This is a genomic window from Sphingomonas sp. TREG-RG-20F-R18-01, from assembly GCF_022662475.1.
In the GTDB taxonomy this organism is placed as follows: domain Bacteria; phylum Pseudomonadota; class Alphaproteobacteria; order Sphingomonadales; family Sphingomonadaceae; genus Sphingomonas.
This window is the reverse complement of the sequence record NZ_JAKNQQ010000009.1, coordinates 60,609-76,955: the sequence shown is the minus strand read 5'-3', so window position 1 is coordinate 76,955 and position 16,347 is coordinate 60,609. Positions and strand designations below refer to the sequence as shown.

At 65.5% G+C, this 16,347-nt stretch carries 15 protein-coding genes; all 15 read left to right on the top strand.

Annotated elements, in window-relative coordinates; translation table 11 throughout:
* The first annotated feature begins 266 nt into the window (after positions 1-266).
* The 15 genes from L8K25_RS18695 to L8K25_RS18625 all read left to right on the top strand — a co-directional run bounded on the left by L8K25_RS18695 (position 267) and on the right by L8K25_RS18625 (position 16,333).
* Positions 267-1,103, top strand: coding sequence for a helix-turn-helix domain-containing protein (locus L8K25_RS18695; RefSeq protein ID WP_242140508.1), 837 nt, complete (start codon positions 267-269; stop codon positions 1,101-1,103).
* 345 nt (positions 1,104-1,448) lie between these two features.
* Entirely contained in the window at positions 1,449-2,096 is a 648-nt protein-coding gene (locus L8K25_RS18690) for a hypothetical protein (protein ID WP_242140507.1), read from the top strand.
* A 51-nt stretch (positions 2,097-2,147) separates the two neighbouring features.
* Positions 2,148-2,477, top strand: coding sequence for a single-stranded DNA-binding protein (locus L8K25_RS18685; protein ID WP_167397754.1), 330 nt, complete (start codon positions 2,148-2,150; stop codon positions 2,475-2,477).
* A gap of 157 nt (positions 2,478-2,634) precedes the next feature.
* Positions 2,635-3,147 carry a DUF2726 domain-containing protein gene (locus L8K25_RS18680; protein ID WP_242140506.1) on the top strand — a complete coding sequence of 171 codons (513 nt, stop codon included), beginning with the start codon at positions 2,635-2,637 and terminating at the stop codon, positions 3,145-3,147.
* Positions 3,148-3,231: 84 nt separating this feature from the next.
* Positions 3,232-3,675, top strand: a complete 444-nt coding sequence (locus tag L8K25_RS18675) for a hypothetical protein (protein WP_242140505.1) — start codon at positions 3,232-3,234, stop codon at positions 3,673-3,675.
* A gap of 93 nt (positions 3,676-3,768) precedes the next feature.
* On the top strand, positions 3,769-4,704 hold the full coding sequence (locus L8K25_RS18670; protein ID WP_242140504.1) for a toprim domain-containing protein: 936 nt from the start codon (positions 3,769-3,771) through the stop codon (positions 4,702-4,704).
* Positions 4,705-4,711: 7 nt separating this feature from the next.
* Complete coding sequence (locus tag L8K25_RS18665; RefSeq protein WP_242140503.1) at positions 4,712-5,179, top strand: hypothetical protein; 468 nt, start codon at positions 4,712-4,714, stop codon at positions 5,177-5,179.
* A gap of 67 nt (positions 5,180-5,246) precedes the next feature.
* A complete protein-coding gene (locus L8K25_RS18660; protein ID WP_242140502.1) occupies positions 5,247-9,467 on the top strand; it encodes a strawberry notch-like NTP hydrolase domain-containing protein in 4,221 nt (1,406 codons plus the stop codon).
* Between the two features lie 124 nt (positions 9,468-9,591).
* Positions 9,592-11,655, top strand: coding sequence for a ParB/RepB/Spo0J family partition protein (locus L8K25_RS18655; protein ID WP_242140501.1), 2,064 nt, complete (start codon positions 9,592-9,594; stop codon positions 11,653-11,655).
* 141 nt (positions 11,656-11,796) lie between these two features.
* Positions 11,797-12,720, top strand: a complete 924-nt coding sequence (locus L8K25_RS18650) for a zincin-like metallopeptidase domain-containing protein (RefSeq protein WP_242140500.1) — start codon at positions 11,797-11,799, stop codon at positions 12,718-12,720.
* Complete coding sequence (locus tag L8K25_RS18645) at positions 12,717-13,688, top strand: phosphoadenosine phosphosulfate reductase family protein (protein ID WP_242140499.1); 972 nt, start codon at positions 12,717-12,719, stop codon at positions 13,686-13,688. The genes L8K25_RS18650 and L8K25_RS18645 overlap by 4 nt, the downstream gene beginning before the upstream one ends.
* Before the next feature lie 207 nt (positions 13,689-13,895).
* Complete coding sequence (locus L8K25_RS18640; RefSeq protein WP_242140498.1) at positions 13,896-14,531, top strand: hypothetical protein; 636 nt, start codon at positions 13,896-13,898, stop codon at positions 14,529-14,531.
* 24 nt (positions 14,532-14,555) lie between these two features.
* Positions 14,556-15,167: a hypothetical protein gene (locus L8K25_RS18635; RefSeq protein WP_242140497.1), complete on the top strand. Its 612-nt coding sequence runs from the start codon at positions 14,556-14,558 to the stop codon at positions 15,165-15,167.
* The gene (locus L8K25_RS18630; protein WP_242140496.1) at positions 15,160-16,104 is read left to right on the top strand and encodes a hypothetical protein; all 945 of its coding nucleotides are present in this window, start codon (positions 15,160-15,162) and stop codon (positions 16,102-16,104) included. The genes L8K25_RS18635 and L8K25_RS18630 overlap by 8 nt, the downstream gene beginning before the upstream one ends.
* Complete coding sequence (locus tag L8K25_RS18625; protein WP_242140495.1) at positions 16,097-16,333, top strand: hypothetical protein; 237 nt, start codon at positions 16,097-16,099, stop codon at positions 16,331-16,333. The genes L8K25_RS18630 and L8K25_RS18625 overlap by 8 nt, the downstream gene beginning before the upstream one ends.
* The last annotated feature ends 14 nt before the right edge of the window (positions 16,334-16,347 follow it).

The following is a 16,347-nucleotide window of genomic DNA, read 5'->3' as shown; positions in this document are numbered from 1 at the left end:
TCGCGAACGGGTCGCTTTTGCCACAATCAAATTTGGACTGGTTGCACGACGCGACTGGCAAGACAGGGTGCGGGCTGTGACCACATAAAGGAAAGCCCGGCGCAAAGGCCGGGCATCCCAGAAGTCTAAATGTGAGAGCCTTGCCGGGCTTCCACGGGTCCATCTACCGACCCTCACATAGCGACTTCCGAGCTTCGGTTCAAGGATGCGCGCTTTGCGCCACGGGAATTCTTTGCCCCGGTCCTAGCCCCAAAAGGGGATGGAAGATGCAAGCCGTATCAGTCGCACGCGCAAGCTTCATGGCGCTTGAGCGCATCACGATAACCCAGACCCGCGCGAGATCAGGCGGGCCTAACCCCACGCGCGCCAAGGTTCACGCAAACAGCCGGCTCGCCGGTACATTCGAGGACGATTTCTTCTATAGCTACGCAAAAGGCGAGACCGATCGGATCTACGCACGTGCGGCCGAGCTTGAAGACCAGAAGAACGCGATCAGGCGAAGCGCCAAGGCGGAGGGCCGCGTTCTTACCCCTGACGAGCGACGCATCATGCTGCTCACGCCGGGGGCGCTGAGGATCCTCAAGGTGCTGCTTGAATTGGCTCGGACCTGTGCCGGCAAGGTATTCCCGACCTGGGAGTGGATCGAGCAGAAAAGCGGCCGATCGCGCGCAACAGTCCACCGTGCCCTCAAGAATCTTGCCGCAGTCGGCTTGTTGGATAAGCAGCGTAGGTGTGTCCCGATCGAGCCGACCGCCGATCGGCCGAAGGCCAAGAATGAGCAGACCTCAAACGTTTACCGGATGCGCTTTCCAAACTGCCTCGTCAGGTTCCTGCCGCACAAGATGCGGCCCGTGCCGCTCCCCGACGACCTGGCGCAAGGCGAGGCCGACCGTATCGAAGCCATTGCCGCGATGCGGCTCTGGCGGTCGCCGCGGCAGGTCGCGGCCGAGGATTTCAATGACCCCGGCCTGCGCCGCATCATGCTCAGCCTCGCGATCGCGGTAGAGCGGCAAGAGTCTCAAAAAAATGGTCAACCGCTCATAGATTCATCTATTCTAACTGAAAATGGAGTTGGCCTAGTCGGCCAACGCTTCAATGCCTGACGGCATGGTCGCGCTCGATCAAAACCGAAACGCCCGATCTGAACCATGACACCCAGTCCAATCGTCGGACGCTGCGCTTCGCTCCGCGGTGCCCCCGGGGGGCGCATGCGTTTTCTGTTGCGTTCAAATAGCCATCGTCACGCTCGCTGATCCGGTTTTGCCGGCCTGCCGTTCGTCAACCGGGCGCTCGTTAGTCGGGCGACTACCAGCTCAATAAAATATGATTGTCGTTTTTGTCCGATATCGCAATAATGACGGGATGTTCGCCCGATCCATAAACCCGGACCCGTTCGTACCACCTGAAGACGGGCCGTGCTTTGTGCCGCCCAGAACAGCGACCCTCCGATGAGAGCGCGCGCAATCCTGGGGGGCGCCGCGATCCTCGCCGCGGTTGTCCTTTGGCACCGCCCCTCCTTCGACCACGCCGCTGCCCGTTCCAATGCGTTTGGCTGTACTGCGACAAACGACGGATCCGTATGTGATGCCGTCGCCGGCATTTCCAAGGTGATCCACTCCCCGCTGCTCAACACCAGTCGCTCAGCCCTTCTCCCCCCGCCGGAAACGCCGGGGGCGGTCGACCCGGCTATCACCCAGGCCAACATCGACAAGACGATCTGCCGCCCGGGCTACGCCCGGGCGGCGCGACCCGCCTATTCGATCACCGGGCCGTTAAAACGCCGCATGATGGATGCGCAGCATCCCGGCGTGAGCATGGCCGATTACGAACTGGACCATCTTATCCCGGTCTCGATCGGAGGGGCGCCGCTCGACATGCACGACCTGTGGCTTCAGCCCCGCGAGGGCCAAGCCAACGCCGGCGACAAGAACGTCCTCACCTATGTCCTGTGGCGGCTCGTCTGCACCCATCAGGTGCCGCTCCAAACCGCGCAGCGCGACATCAGTCACGACTGGACGCGAGCGTACCAGCTTTACGCGACGCCCGAGAACATCGCGAAATACCATTTCCGACATCCCGAGCAGGAGCGCGAATAGCGCTTATCAACCGGGCGCTTTCAGCAATTCACTTCAGCCAAGGAGAGTATGATGCCCCAGAATATCGCAGAATTTCGAATTATCGGTCGGATCGGCAAGATCACCTCGCGTGAGAAGGTGAAGTACGTCAGCGTTGCCGCAAATTATAATCGGCGTGACGGCGAGGAGTGGAAGACGGATACGCATTGGAACAGCGTGGTGTGTTTCTCGAATGTCGCTTCCCAAGTCGACAACGCCGCCAAAGGCGATCTCGTCCATATCACCGGCCGGGTGCGTGAAAGCCAGCATGGCGAAGCGAACGACACGACCTACCGGACCGAGCTGATCGCAGATACATTTTCGGTGCTGACCAAGGCTGATACCGAGGACTCAGATAGCTGATGGGACGCGGGGGCGGCCTTCGGCACGGCTCTATCGGCGCTGCGCCTCGACCGAGCCCGCAAGCGGTCTCGGCCCTCCCGGGTGACGATCCTCGCCTAGCCGGGAGGGCGCGCACAGCGCCCTCCCTCCCGGCGCTCGCGCCAAGTCCAACCGCATCATGACGCACTATACGCGACCCGAACTGTTCCTTGCAGCACTGGTTGTCGTCATCGTCCTGGCCGCAATCGCCAAGGCAATCCCGCGAACGCCGCGCGTCCGCGCCAAGGCGTTGCTCACTGAGCGCGAGCGCGCCGTCCGCGGCATCATCGAGAGCGTCCTTCCCCATGCTCGTGTGCATGTGCAAGTCTCGACGGGCGCGCTCTTGCAGTCCAAGGGCGGCTTCGGTCGCAACGAGGCGACACGTACCCGCTACAAGTTTTCCTCGAAGATCGTCGACTTCGTGATCGAGGACCGCGCGTCCGGCGCGATCCTCGCCCTCGTCGAGCTGGACGATCGCAGCCACGACGCCGCCCGCGATCGTCAGCGTGACGCGATGACCGCTTCTGCCGGCTATCGCACGATCCGCCTTCCCGCTGGCAAGCTCACCACGGCCGATATCGCGGAGCGGCTTCGGCCGCTCCAACGAGAGAACGCCGGCACGTCCACCAGTGCGACGCGGGGCGGCGCATGATCGATCACAGAAAGAGGACAAGTTCGGCGCTGGACATCGATTTTCTCCTTTCGTTCTCGCGCCGCATGATTCAGAATCGGTGCCATGCCGATCCGTCCGGAACATCGCTGGCTCTACCCGATCGACTGGCCGCAGATCAGCCGGATCGTGCGCTTCACGCGCGCTGGCGGGCGCTGCGAGCATTGCCAGCGCCCGCACGGACGCCGCGCCACACTGCTGCTGGGCACCGATGGCGTCTGGTGGGATACCGAGATCCACGCCTGGCGCGACGGCCGCGGCCGCCAGCTTCGCCGCCAGCCCGGCTATGTCCCGCTCGAAGCGATCGGGATGACGCGCAAGCCTGTCTATCTCGCGACCGCGCACCTCAACCACGATCCGACCTATTCCGGTCCGCGCTGGCGCAACCTCGCCGCACTCTGTCAGCGCTGCCACATGATCCACGACGCGGCCGAGCATCGTCGCCGGCGCTGGTGGAACGCCTTTCGCAAGCGTGCGATCGGCGACCTCTTCTCGGGTCGCTACAGCTAGACCCCTCCGCAACGACGCGGACGCGGGCCGCGATCGCCGCCTCAGAGGGGAGGATGCCGGTTGCTCTTCGGTTCAAGTTTCCCGGAGGCACCCATGACCGAAATCCATCAAACCCACAGGACGATCGACATGGCACGTCTCCCGCTCGACGCTGAGATCCGCGCCAAAGATATCGTCGAGAAACTCGGCGGAATCTGGCGCGGCACGCGCGGCGAATGCCGTTGTCCAGCGCATGACGACGGCTCTCCGAGCCTGTCTGTCCGCCTGGGGGACACAGCGATCCTGTTCCACTGCTTTGCCGGTTGCACGACGATCGAAGTCCTCAAGGCCCTGCAGCGCCGCAAGCTCCACGATCGCGCGGCCGTGTCCATGCCCGAAGCCAAACCCAAGCGCGACATGGGCGCGCTCGCGCTCCGGCTCTGGAAAGCCAGTCAGCCAATCGCCGGCACTCTCGCCGAGGAGTACCTCCGCGCGCGCGGCCTCTCCTGCCCCTTCCCCAAGTCGCTGCGTTTCAATGCGGCGACCATCCACGGATCCGGCCCGTCCAAGTGCACGATGCCCGCCATGATCGCGGCTGTCGAAAACGATCTGGGCGTGGTCGCGGTGCAACGCACGTTCCTCGATCCCGACAACGTGCTGCACAAGCCGATGCCCAAGCCTAAGGTCTCGCTGGGTCTTCTCGGCACCGCGGCAATCCGGCTCGCGCCGGCGACGGACGAACTGGGCTTCGCCGAAGGCATCGAGGACGCGCTGTCCGCGATGAGATGGTTCGGTACCCCGACCTGGGCCTTGGGCGGCGTCGAGCGCCTCGCCTTCGTCGCCATCCCGGAGAAGGTGCGCCGCATCATCGTCTATGGCGATCGCGGACGAGCAGCCGATCGACTGCTCGCCAAGGCTCGCGACTATCTTACCGCCAATGGGCGCGAGCTGGTCAACCGCGTGCCCGAGCATCACGACGACTGGAACGACGCCTGGAGAGCGCACCTTTCGTGCGGTATCGATGCGGCTGCGCCCCGGCTCAAGGAGTAGAAACCCTATGAACGCCTCGCCGTCTCCCGGCGATTTCTCTTCGCAACCACACCGCGCGCACGACGTCATTTCGATCATTGGTCGCGCTAACCGCGCGATCGAGAACGCGCTTGTCCCCGATACCCGGCGCCCGTCGCGCAAGGTTTGGGAACGGATTTTGGCCGTGCTGAGGGAGATTCAGTTCTTCCCCATGTACCTTAATGGGATGTCGATGAGCGGCTTGGACGGTGCTTTGGACAACGCCTCCAACGCGATCGCCGCGCTGGAGGCGGCGGTCGCTCACGATCGCGGCACCACAGCTGGACGCTTCGCGCAGTGGCTTCATTTCCGTCGCCATCCCGAGGAATATCACATCATAGCCCAAGCCCCGACCGCCCTCGGCAAGGGCGTCGGGCTTGTCATTCCAAGATCCGGCGAGAGCTTCGGTCCGACCGAAGTGTTCGATCCGAAGCCGCGCCCCAAGAACCCGGATTGAGAGGAGAGGGAGCCTTCGGCTTGTTGATCCGGTGATGAGCACCGGGCGATAAAACCGGAGGCCCTCGATGCGCACTTCAGCCGCAGCTCTCGAACCCGATTTCACCGAACCGTCGATCACCGCCGCCAAGGCGGTCGCCGACACCATTGCCAGGAACGGATCGCTCCAGCGCGGCACGCTGCTGTGGGTCATGGAGCAAGCCTATGGCGGATCCTCGGCCGACGGTCGCTGGTCGCTCCGCGACGCTTACGACATGCTCGAACTCGCCGAGGTCATGCACCTGGCTAAGGCCGACCTGCCAACCACTCTGGGCGATTGCCTTGCCGCGCTGACCGAGCTGGTCGCCAGCCTGCCGACGCATACCGTCCGCAGCGAAGAACAGATCGAGCTTCAGCAATTCTCGACACCGGCGCCGATCGCCTACCTCGCTGCGCTTGCCGGCAGGATCGCCGCCACGGATCTGGTTCTCGAACCCTCGGCCGGCACCGGCCTGCTCGCGGTGTTCGCACATCGCGTCGGTGCGCGCCTGGTCCTCAATGAGATCGATCCGGCCCGCGCCGAGATGCTTGGCTCCGCCTTCCCAGGCGTCGCCGTCACGCGCCACGATGGCGAGCTGATGCACGATCTGCTCGAACCAACCATCCGGCCAACGGCCGTCCTCATCAACCCGCCCTTTTCCCGCAGCATCGGTCGGCACGCCGACCCGCTGGCAGCGTTCCGGCATCTTCGCGCCGCCTTGATGCGCCTCGCCACCGGAGGCCGCTGCGCCGCCATCCTGCCCGATCGCATCAACACGTCGAGCCGCGCCTGGGCCAAGGCGACCGAAGGCTGCACGCTGACGTTGCATCTCGAACTGCCCGCGAACGCCTATGCGAAGCACGGCACCAGCCAACCTGTGAAGATCATGGTGCTGGAAAAGGGGACCGGTACGCCTGCCGAGCTGATCCGCTGCGCGACGCTCGCCGATGCGCTCGCGGCGATCGCCGCAAAGGCCGCTCCGCCTGTGTCCGCGCTTGTCCCGCGCACCGCCTCGCTGCTCGTCCGCCCGAGCGGGCGCAACTCGCTTCTTGGCGGCTTGGCGAGCAAACCGCGCCTGAGCGCACCACCCGCAAAAGCCGCGCAGTCGCAGACCGCGACCCCGATCGATTACACCGTGTTCGCCGAGCCACTTCCGACCGGCGAGTCTGTCGGTGTGTACCTGCCCTATCGGCCCAGCCGCATCGCGATCGGCTGCGCATCGGCGCACCCGACCGCTCTGGTGGAATCAATCGCCATGGGCTCGATCACCGCGCCGCGGCCGACCTACCTTCCCAACCTGCCGCAAGCCGTCGTCGACGCGAAGACGCTCTCCGACGCACAGCTCGAGACGCTGATCTATGCCGGCGACGCTTTCGAGCGCGACATCCCCGGTCTGTTCAAACCCGCCGAGGAGGGGCTCTCGATCGCACCATCTGAGGATGGCCGCCCATATCGCACCGGTTTCTTCCTTGGTGACGGCACCGGCGCCGGCAAGGGCCGCCAGGTCGCCGCGATCATCCTCGACCAGTGGCTGCGCGGACGCCGCAAGCACATCTGGGTATCCAAGACCGAGACGTTGCTCGAAGATGCGCGTCGGGACTGGACCGCAGTTGGCGGTCTCGCGCTCGACATCCAGCACCTCAACCAGTGGAAACTCGGTACCCAGATCCGGGCAGCCGAAGGCGTGCTGTTCCTGACCTATGCCACACTGCGCTCCAACCGCGGCGACAAGGGCACCCGGCTCCAGCAGATCCTCGAATGGGTCGGCGACGACTATGACGGCATGATCGTGTTCGATGAGGCGCACGAGATGGCGGGTGTTGCAGGCGGCGAAGGCCGCTTCGGCACCAAGGACGGATCCGACCAGGGCATCGCCGGCGTCCGCCTCCAGAACCTCCTGCCGCGCGCGCGCGTCCTCTACGTGTCCGCGACCGGCGCGTCCGACGTAAACAATCTGGCCTATGCAACACGGCTTGGCCTCTGGGGCCCGGGCACGGCGTTCGCCGATCGCCGGACCTTCGTCGACTCCCTGCGCCGTGGCGGGATCGCGGCGCTGGAGCTGATCGCGCGCGACCTGAAAATGCAGGGTCTCTACGTCTCGCGCGCGTTGAGCTTTGCCGGTGTCGAGTACGACATCCTCGAACACAAGCTGACCATCGACCAGATCGAGGTCTATGACGCCTATGCCGATGCGTGGGCGATCATCCACAGCAATCTGCGCGCGGCGCTGGACGCGACCCGCGTGACGGACAGCTTCTCGAACGACACCTATAACAGCGGCGCCAAGGCGGCCGCGCTGTCGATTTTCGAATCCACCAAGCAGCGCTTCTTCTGCCAACTCCTGATCGGCATGAAGCTGCCCTCGCTCGTTCCCGCGATCCGCGCCGATCTCGCCCGCGGCGAGAGCGTCGTCATCCAGCTCGTCTCGACGTCCGAGGCGATGCTCAACCGGGCATTGGCTGCGCTGACCGTGGAAGAGCGGGCGAACCTCGACATCGAACTGTCGCCGCGCGAGTTCCTCATGTCCTATCTCACGGCCGCCTTCCCGGTTCGGCAGATGAAGACCTTTGTCGACGAGACCGGCAAGACCCGCTCCGAACCGATGTCGGACGAAGACGGCCGCCCCGTGTTCAGCCAGGAGGCGCTGGAGATGCGCGACACCCTGCTGGAGCAGCTCTGCGCGCTGCCGATCGTTGGATCGGCGCTCGACCATATCATCGGGCATTTCGGCACCGACGCGGTCGCCGAGGTGACGGGGCGCAGCCGGCGCGTCATCATGGACGCGCACGGCCGCCAGCGCGTCGAAAGCCGCTCACCCCGCACCAACTTGGCAGAGACCGACGCCTTCATGCGTGGGCAGAAGAAGATCCTGATCTTCTCCGACGCTGGCGGCACCGGCCGCAGCTATCATGCGAGCCTCACGTGCGAAAACCAGTCGCGCCGCAACCATTACCTCCTCGAGCCGGGCTGGCGCGCTGACGCCGCCATCCAAGGGCTCGGCCGCACGCACCGCACGCATCAGGCGACCGCACCGCTGTTCCGGCCGGTGTCGACCGACTGCCGGGGCGAACGTCGCTTCATCTCGACGATCGCACGCCGGCTCGACAGCCTGGGCGCGCTCACCCGCGGCCAGCGTCAGACGGGTGGTCAGGGCCTGTTCGACCCGCGCGACAATCTCGAAAGCGACTATGCCAAGGAGTCACTCGAACAGTGGTTCCGCCTGCTCGCCAACGGCAAGCTGCGCTCGACCACGCTCGACGAGTTCCAGAAGCTGACCGGCCTCGAGCTGGAGGGCGAAGGTGGCGGGCTCAAGGAGGAGATGCCCCCGATCCAGCGCTGGCTCAATCGCATCCTCGCGCTGCGCATCGCCATGCAGAACGCGATCTTCGACGAATATCTCGGGCTGATCGAGGCGCGGATCGAGGCGGCCAAGGAGGCCGGCACGCTCGATCTTGGCGTCGAGAGCATCAACGCCGAGCGCATCACGATCCTCGATCGCACCGTCATCCGGCGCGACCAGACCAGCGGCGCCGAGACCGAGATCCTCCGGTTGGAAACCGAGGAACGCTACAAGCCGCTCGCGCTTGATCGCGCTTTGCGGATCCTCGGCGACGACGCTCGCCCGATCGTCAACCGCAAGTCGGGCAAGGCCGCGATCCGGTGCAGCACCTACTCGCTCACCGACGACGATGGCGAGATCGTGCGCCGCTACGAGCTGGTCCGCCCGACGCGCACCGAACGGATGCGGCAGGATCTTCTTCTCGAAACGATGTGGGAAGATGCGAGCGAGGCGGAGTTTTGCGCGCTGTGGCAGGCCGAGGTCGAGGAGATGTCGGGCAAGACCCGCACCAACACGCTCTACCTCGTCACCGGCCTGCTTCTCCCGGTCTGGGACCGCCTGCCCGACGATCACGTCCAGGTCTGGCGTCTCAACACCGATGACGGCCAGTCCTTTCTCGGCCGCATCGTCCCCGCCCCGCTGGTGACCAAGCTCGCGGACGCCTTCGGCATCGCCGCCACCATCACGGTGTCGGGAGCCGAGACCGCCAAGCACGTCATGGGCAGCGGGGAGATCACCGCGCTTGGTGCGTACCGGCTGAAGCGCAGCCTGGTCGCCGGACAGCAGCGGCTCGAACTGCTCGACTGGCCCCACACGCGGTTGGCCGAGCTGAAGGCGGCCGGATGCTTCACCGAGATCATCCAGCACAAGACGCGGATGTTTATTCCCGTCGCGACTGCCGCGATCGTGATCCACCGCATCACCGCCTGAACCGACACAAGGCTCTCTTCCCAATCATCAAAGGGAGGAGAGGGAGCCTTCGGCTTTGTGAGCTTGATGAGCAGGCTTGCGCGACCGCCTGGCGCGGCGCGTTTATCTCAGACGGAGACGACCCATGATCCAGTCCGTGAAGGTCAAGAACCTCTCGCTCTCGAAGGACAATGTGCGCAAATCCAACCGTGACGCAGGGATCGACACCCTCGCCGCGAACATCGCAGCCCAGGGGCTGTTGCAGAACCTCGTCGTCACCCCGCTCAAGAAGGCGGGTACGTTCACCGTGAAGGCGGGCGGTCGCCGCTTGCGCGCGCTCCAGCTCCTGATCCAGCAGGGCACCCTCCCCGCTGACTACACCGTCCCGGTTCTCGTGCTGAGCGACGACGACAACGCGATCGAGGCAAGCCTCGCCGAGAACTTCCAGCGCGTGCCGATGAATCCGGCCGATGAATGCACCGCGTTCAACTTCCTGATCCAGAAGGGCATGACCGCCGAGGATGTCGCCAAGCGTCAGGGCGTGACCACCCGCTTTGTCGAGCAGCGCGTGCGCCTTGCCGAGCTGGCCCCTCCCGTGTTCGAGGCGCTCGCAGCCGGCGAGATCACGCTCGGCGTTGCGCAGGCTTACGCCGTCACCACCGACGTCGACCGCCAGTCGCGCGTGTTCGCTCAGATGAAGACGTCCTACTATGGCGACAACCCCGACAACATCCGTCGCGCCATCCTCAACGGCACCGTCAAGGCGAACGACGCCAAGGCCCGCTTCGTTGGGCGCGAAGCCTATGTCGCCGCTGGCGGTCGCATCGAGGGCGACCTGTTTGCCACGGAAGGCGATGAGAACTGGATCGACGTCGACCTGATCGAGACGCTTGCCGCCTCGAAGCTCGAAGCCGCAGCGGCCGAACTGGCGCGAGACCAGGGCCTCGCGTTCGTCACGCCGATCGCGGCGACGCACGTCCCCTACGACCTTGAGCGCCAGCTTCACGAGTATCACGCACCCGCCCGCGCCCTCACCGAGGACGAGACCGCGCGTGTCGAGCTTCTGTCGGCCGAAAACGACGCGCTGATCGACGAGCTTGAGCAGGAACTGCCCGACGGCAGCACCGAGGCCGAGGCGGCGAACGCCCGTATCGAGGCGATCGAGCGCGAGCTTGAAACCATCGAAGACGCTCGTCACGAGATCGATCCGGCGCTTAAAAGCCAGATCGGGACGTTCGTCTATATCGGGGGCGACGGCCAACCCCGCGTCCACACCCGCCTGTTCAGCGAAAAGCCGGTCGTGGACCCGAACGCGCCGCCCAAGGAATCGAGTGGCGCAGCCGGGGACAGCGATGCCGGCGACGGCGAGCAGGGTGCGAAGCTCAGCGCCACGCTGATCGACGAACTGGCGACCCAGCGTCGCCAGATCCTCGTCGCGCACGTTGCCAGCGACCCGACGATGGCCCTCGACCTGACCATCTTCCTGATGGCGCAGAACGTGGTCTTCGAGCAGGCCCACATCCCGAACCACTCGACCCTGAAGTCGAGCGCCGCGGGCTTCCCGATCTTCGCCTTCCGCGACGAGGGATCGATGGCGTCGCAGACGATCTACGACCAGCGCCAGAAGCTCGACACGAGTTGGGCGGGTCTGCCGACCATGACCGCACGCTTCGACGCCTTCCGCGCGCTCGACGACGAGGCCCGCGGCTCTTGGGTTGCATACTCGATAGCACGTACCTTCGAACCGACGCTCAACGTCGCCGAGGGCTATCGCAGCAACGGCTTCCACGACCATCTCGGTCGTCTTCTCGACATCCAGGTCGAAAATTGGTGGCGCCCGACGGCTGAGAACTTCTTCGGCCGGGTCAAGAAGACCGTCATGCTCGACGCGCTCGAGGAAATCGGAGGCCCGATCCTGCGCGGCCGCTACAAGGACGCCAAGAAAGGCGATCTCGCCGGCACCTGTGCCTCGCTGTGCAACGGACAGGGCATCGTCGAGGCCGAGATCCGGGAGAAGGCGACCGCCTGGTTGCCGGAAGCCATGCGCTTCGACGGCATCGAGAAGCCGGCTAGCACCCCGATGCGCTCGAGCTTCACCGACGACGAGACCGGCAAAGATTCGGACGAGGACGAGGACGACAACCTCGACGCTGATGACGATGCAGCGACCCATGACGATGACGAGAAGGATTTGAGCCAAGCGGCCTGACGCCGGCTCGCACATTTCGAGGCACCTGGGGGCGGCATTCCATGTGGAGTGTCGCCCCTCTTTTTTGTGACCCGGCACCCTTCCCCGAAGAGGGGAGGACGCATCCGCGGGTTCGCCCCACCCCAATCAGGAGAACGTGTCATGGCACAGGCCCCCGACAAGCCCTCGCCTGCCGACATCATCACCAACACCATCATCGACAAGCTCGAGTCCGGGGTGCGTCCCTGGGTCAAGCCGTGGCGCCCCGGCCTTGGCGGCCGTCCGCTGCGTGCGACCGGCGACCCCTATCGGGGCATCAACTGCTTCTGGCTGTGGCTGTGCGCCGAGAGCGCCGGCTATAACTCCCGGACGTGGATGACATACAAGCAGTCGCAGGCCCTTGGCGGCCAGGTCCGCGAGGGTGAGCGCTCGCAGATCGCCATCTTCTACAAATCCTACAGCAAGACGGTCGAATCCGTCGTCACCGGCGATACGACCGACGAGATGCGCCGCGTGCTGCGGTCCTATGCCGTATTTAACTGCGACCAGATCGACGGCCTATCTCCCGACTTCTACCCGAGCCCGGTCAGCATCGTGCCCCCCGCCGATACGCTGCCCGAGCGCGCGCAGCGCTTTATCGATGCGCTGCCGGTGAAGGTCGAACAGCGCGGCGATCGCGCCTACTATGATCGTATCGCCGATCGCATCACTATGCCGCCCGTCGAACTATTCTCGACACGGGCCTACTTCGCGGCAACGCTTACCCACGAGGCAGGCCACGCTTCCGGTCACCCGGACAGGCTCAATCGCGAATTCGGCAAGCGTTTCGGCGACGACGCCTACGCGTTCGAGGAGCTTTGCGCCGAGATGACCTCCGCGCTGCTCGGTGCCGATCTCGGACTGCCCACCTCCCACATGGACGATCACGCCGCCTATATCGGCTCGTGGTTGAAGGTTCTGCGCAAGGACAGCCGCGCGATCATGACCGCCGCGGCGAAGGCCGAAGCCGCAGCCGGCTATCTGCTCCGCGCGACAGGGCTCGATGCCTCGGCCGAACCCGCGGAACAGATCCGTGAAGCGGCATGACCGCTCCGGCCGCCCTCCCCGACCTCGGCGCCTACCGGCGCTTCGTCGTGGCGTTCAGCGGCGGCAAGGACAGCCTTGCTGCCCTGCTCCACCTCCTCAGTCTCGGCGTGCCGGCACACGCGATCGAGCTGCATCACCATGATGTCGATGGCCACGGCCCGACGTTCATGGATTGGCCGTGTACGCCAGGATACGTGCGGGCGATTGCCGACCATTTCGGGATCGCGCTCTACGTCTCGTGGCGCGAAGGCGGCTTCGCGCGCGAGCTGGCGCGCGACGACGCGCCGACCGCGCCCATCCTGTTCGAGACGCCGACCGGCATCGGCCGTGCCGGGGGCAACGGCCCTGTCGGCACGCGCGGGCTCTTTCCCCAGACGTCTCCTGATCTTCGGGTGCGCTGGTGCAGCCCCGCGCTGAAGATCGACGTCCTCGCGGCCGCGATCCGGAATCAGCCACGCTTCCTCGACGGCCGCACGCTCGTCATCACCGGCGAGCGCGCCGAGGAAAGTCCCTCGCGTGCGCGCTATGCGACGCTCGAGCCGCATCGCACCTCGACCCTCGCGCGTGCGGTCGATCATTGGCGCCCGGTCCATGACTGGACCGAGCGCCTGATCTGGGACGCGATCGCGCAAGCGCGCATCCGTCCCCACCCGGCCTACGTCCTGGGTTGGGGCCGCTTGTCCTGCCGAGCCTGCATCTTCGGCTCGCCCGACCAATGGGCGACGCTCCGGCTCGTCTTCCCTGCCGCCTTCCGACGGGTCGCGGCTCGCGAAGCCGCAAGCGGCAAGACCATCCATCGCACGCTCACCGTCACGCAGCTCGCTGATCGCGGCACGGCGTTCCCGGCTGCGACGCTGCATCCCGACGAATTGGCGCAAGCCGATGATCCGGTCTGGCGTCTCTCGATCCTGACGGATCGCTGGACGCTCCCCGCCGGTGCCTTCGGCGACCATGCAGGGCCACCATAGGACACGCGATTTCACCGCGTAGATGTCCTGCTGGTGCCGAGCCCAAACGCCTTCTCACGAGCGTGGCCGTTAAGCCCTCGGCGCGGTCAGATTAACGCGATCACATCGAAAGTCCATCTTACGGCAGTCGTCGAAATACCCGGGACGCATGGAGGAGAGGTAGCCTTCGGCCTTTTGAGCGCGCGTGTGCGCTCAGGAGGTCCGGCCATGCTCTACGACACCCACTACCGCCACAACGAGGCGCTTTCCCCCGATGCGCTCAGCACCCTGCCCGCAGCGCTCCACGCCCTGAACGCGGGCGTCGACGACTGCCGGCGTGCCGGCAAGCCGATCGACCGCGATGCGTCGATCCTGCTGCTGATCCGCAACCTGGCGTCCGTCGCCGAACGTGGTACGCCCAGCACAAACGAACTGCGCCTGCGCTGTGCGGAAGACCGCAACAGCGTCATCGCCGGATCCGCGCTGCTCGACATCGCCGGCAATAGCGTCGCCGGCGACGCAGCGGCGAAACGCACCTTCCATCGACAGACACGCCTCGCGCTCGCTTCGCTTGCCGAGGCGATCGGCCTCGAGGCGCAGGACGTCCGCATCGACACCGACATGGGTGGCCTTTCCGACGATGGCACGACCGAGCTGCGCCACGCCGATCTATCGATCCGCGTGCGGCCGCACAGCTTCCTCCCCGACAGCGAAATCACCTTCAACCGCTGCCGGGGCGGCGAACACGCCGGCCCCGTTCAACGCGCGCCGATCGCCGAGCTGCTGGATGCAGCCACGTTCCAGCGCCGGCTCACCGCGACGGTTGGCGACGTTGGCGCTCCGCGCCTCGCCGCTGCCGCCTGATCCTCACATCATCGGAGACTTATCATGGGTTGGCTCTTCATGCGCGATATGGGCGGCCACGCCACCCCGCGCTCGTATCTCGACAACCAGTTCACCTACCAGCGCGACACGCATCGGCTCACCGTGCTGGCATCCGCCATGGTCGGATCGACCTATTACGCCGCTTGCGAGCGCCTGGCGGACGACGCAGAACGGGTCGTATTCGGCATCGTCTGCCTCACCAAGACCAGCACCGGCGCGCGCGACGGCTGCACGTTCGGGTTTAAGGACATGGATGAAACGGTCGGGCCGAACGAGAGCGACTGCCCGGGAGCAATCCTCGACGAGCTGACCGCTACGGACAGCGAATACGCCCTGGCCTGGCGCGCGCGGTGTCGCGCCAACCTGCTTGCCAAGAAGCTCGACCGGGCCAAGCCGACCCCGAAGCCCGGGCAGACCATCATCTTCGATGAACCCATGCGCTTCAGCGACGGCAGCGACCGCAGCCGCTTCGAGGTGGTCGCGAACCCCAAGGGCAAGACGCCGCTGTTCCGTGACCCGGAAAGCCGCGCGATCTGCCGCATCCCGGCGTTTCGCAAGCGCGCCTACCGCATCGTTCATGCGGCGATCGTCGTGCGGGACGCGGCCAGTGGCTGACCGCCCGCCCGTCATCGCCGCCTGGGGTGCCGGCGTCGATTCCACCGCCATGATCGTCGAGCTCGCCGACCGCGGCGAGCCCGTCGACATGGTTCTCTTCGCCGATCCCGGCGCCGAGAAGTCGGCGACCTATGCGTTCATCCCCGTGTTCCGGGCCTGGATGTCGGAACGCGGCATCCCATCCGAGATCGTCCGCTACCAGCCCCGCAACTTCAAACACTGGCCGCCCTATGCGGGCATTGCTGAGAACATGCTGACCAACGCCACCCTGCCCTCCGTTGTATTTGGTGGCGGGTCGTGCAGCCAGAAATGGAAGGCGGCCCCGCAAGATGCCTGGACCGCCCAGTGGGAACCCGCGCGCCGCTGCTGGGACGCAGGCGGGCGCGTGGTAAAGCTGATCGGTTACGACGCATCGGGACGCGACACACAGCGTTACCACCACGCGATCGAGTGCGAGGATCCTCGCTACACCTACCGCTACCCCTTGCGCGAGTGGGCCTGGGGCCGCTCGGAATGCGAGTCGCGCATCGCGCGCGCCGGCCTGCCCGTCCCACCCAAATCGAGCTGCTATTTCTGCGGCAGCATCAAGCCCGACGAGGTGCTGGAGCTTTCAGCCGAGGAGCTGCGCATCATCGTGTTGATGGAGGCGCGAGCCAAGCCTCGCCTCCGCAACGTCGATGGCCTGTGGCGCAGGCCGGTGCTTGGCCGTCGCGGTGCGACGCCGCGTCCCGGCAGTATCACCGAGTTCATCCGCGAACGCGGCCTCCTCTCACCGGCCGAAGTCGACCGCATTATCGCGACCGCGCCCTTGGCGCTGCTTGAATTTCAGGCGGCGCAGGTAGCACTTCCGCCCGAGCATCGTGTCCCGATGGGGCGCTGGCTCGACGACTTTCATCGCGCGTCCGACGCGCTGGCGGGAGACCGTCACCATGCCTGACCCGATCATCAAGCAATTCGTCGTGGAGGGATCCACGGCGTTTCCCTTCGCGATGCTTAACTCGGATCAATGCTGGCCCGCGCGCGCCGCTGACGCGACCGCGCTCGCGGACCACCCGCTCGATGGCGGCGCGACGACGCCGCGCCGCAAGATCATCCTCGCGACGGCCGCAACATATGCGCCCAACCGCCAGGGCTGGATCGCTGGTGGCTGGCGCGTGATCGACTAACCGCCCATGCTTTG

Bases quoted from the DNA above. Each gene is read 5' to 3' on its own strand.
- L8K25_RS18695 (WP_242140508.1), top strand. From the start codon at position 267: ATGCAAGCCGTATCAGTCGCACGCGCAAGCTTCATGGCGCTTGAGCGC.
- L8K25_RS18690 (WP_242140507.1), top strand. From the start codon at position 1,449: ATGAGAGCGCGCGCAATCCTGGGGGGCGCCGCGATCCTCGCCGCGGTT.
- L8K25_RS18685 (WP_167397754.1), top strand. From the start codon at position 2,148: ATGCCCCAGAATATCGCAGAATTTCGAATTATCGGTCGGATCGGCAAG.
- L8K25_RS18680 (WP_242140506.1), top strand. From the start codon at position 2,635: ATGACGCACTATACGCGACCCGAACTGTTCCTTGCAGCACTGGTTGTC.
- L8K25_RS18675 (WP_242140505.1), top strand. From the start codon at position 3,232: ATGCCGATCCGTCCGGAACATCGCTGGCTCTACCCGATCGACTGGCCG.
- L8K25_RS18670 (WP_242140504.1), top strand. From the start codon at position 3,769: ATGACCGAAATCCATCAAACCCACAGGACGATCGACATGGCACGTCTC.
- L8K25_RS18665 (WP_242140503.1), top strand. From the start codon at position 4,712: ATGAACGCCTCGCCGTCTCCCGGCGATTTCTCTTCGCAACCACACCGC.
- L8K25_RS18660 (WP_242140502.1), top strand. From the start codon at position 5,247: ATGCGCACTTCAGCCGCAGCTCTCGAACCCGATTTCACCGAACCGTCG.
- L8K25_RS18655 (WP_242140501.1), top strand. From the start codon at position 9,592: ATGATCCAGTCCGTGAAGGTCAAGAACCTCTCGCTCTCGAAGGACAAT.
- L8K25_RS18650 (WP_242140500.1), top strand. From the start codon at position 11,797: ATGGCACAGGCCCCCGACAAGCCCTCGCCTGCCGACATCATCACCAAC.
- L8K25_RS18645 (WP_242140499.1), top strand. From the start codon at position 12,717: ATGACCGCTCCGGCCGCCCTCCCCGACCTCGGCGCCTACCGGCGCTTC.
- L8K25_RS18640 (WP_242140498.1), top strand. From the start codon at position 13,896: ATGCTCTACGACACCCACTACCGCCACAACGAGGCGCTTTCCCCCGAT.
- L8K25_RS18635 (WP_242140497.1), top strand. From the start codon at position 14,556: ATGGGTTGGCTCTTCATGCGCGATATGGGCGGCCACGCCACCCCGCGC.
- L8K25_RS18625 (WP_242140495.1), top strand. From the start codon at position 16,097: ATGCCTGACCCGATCATCAAGCAATTCGTCGTGGAGGGATCCACGGCG.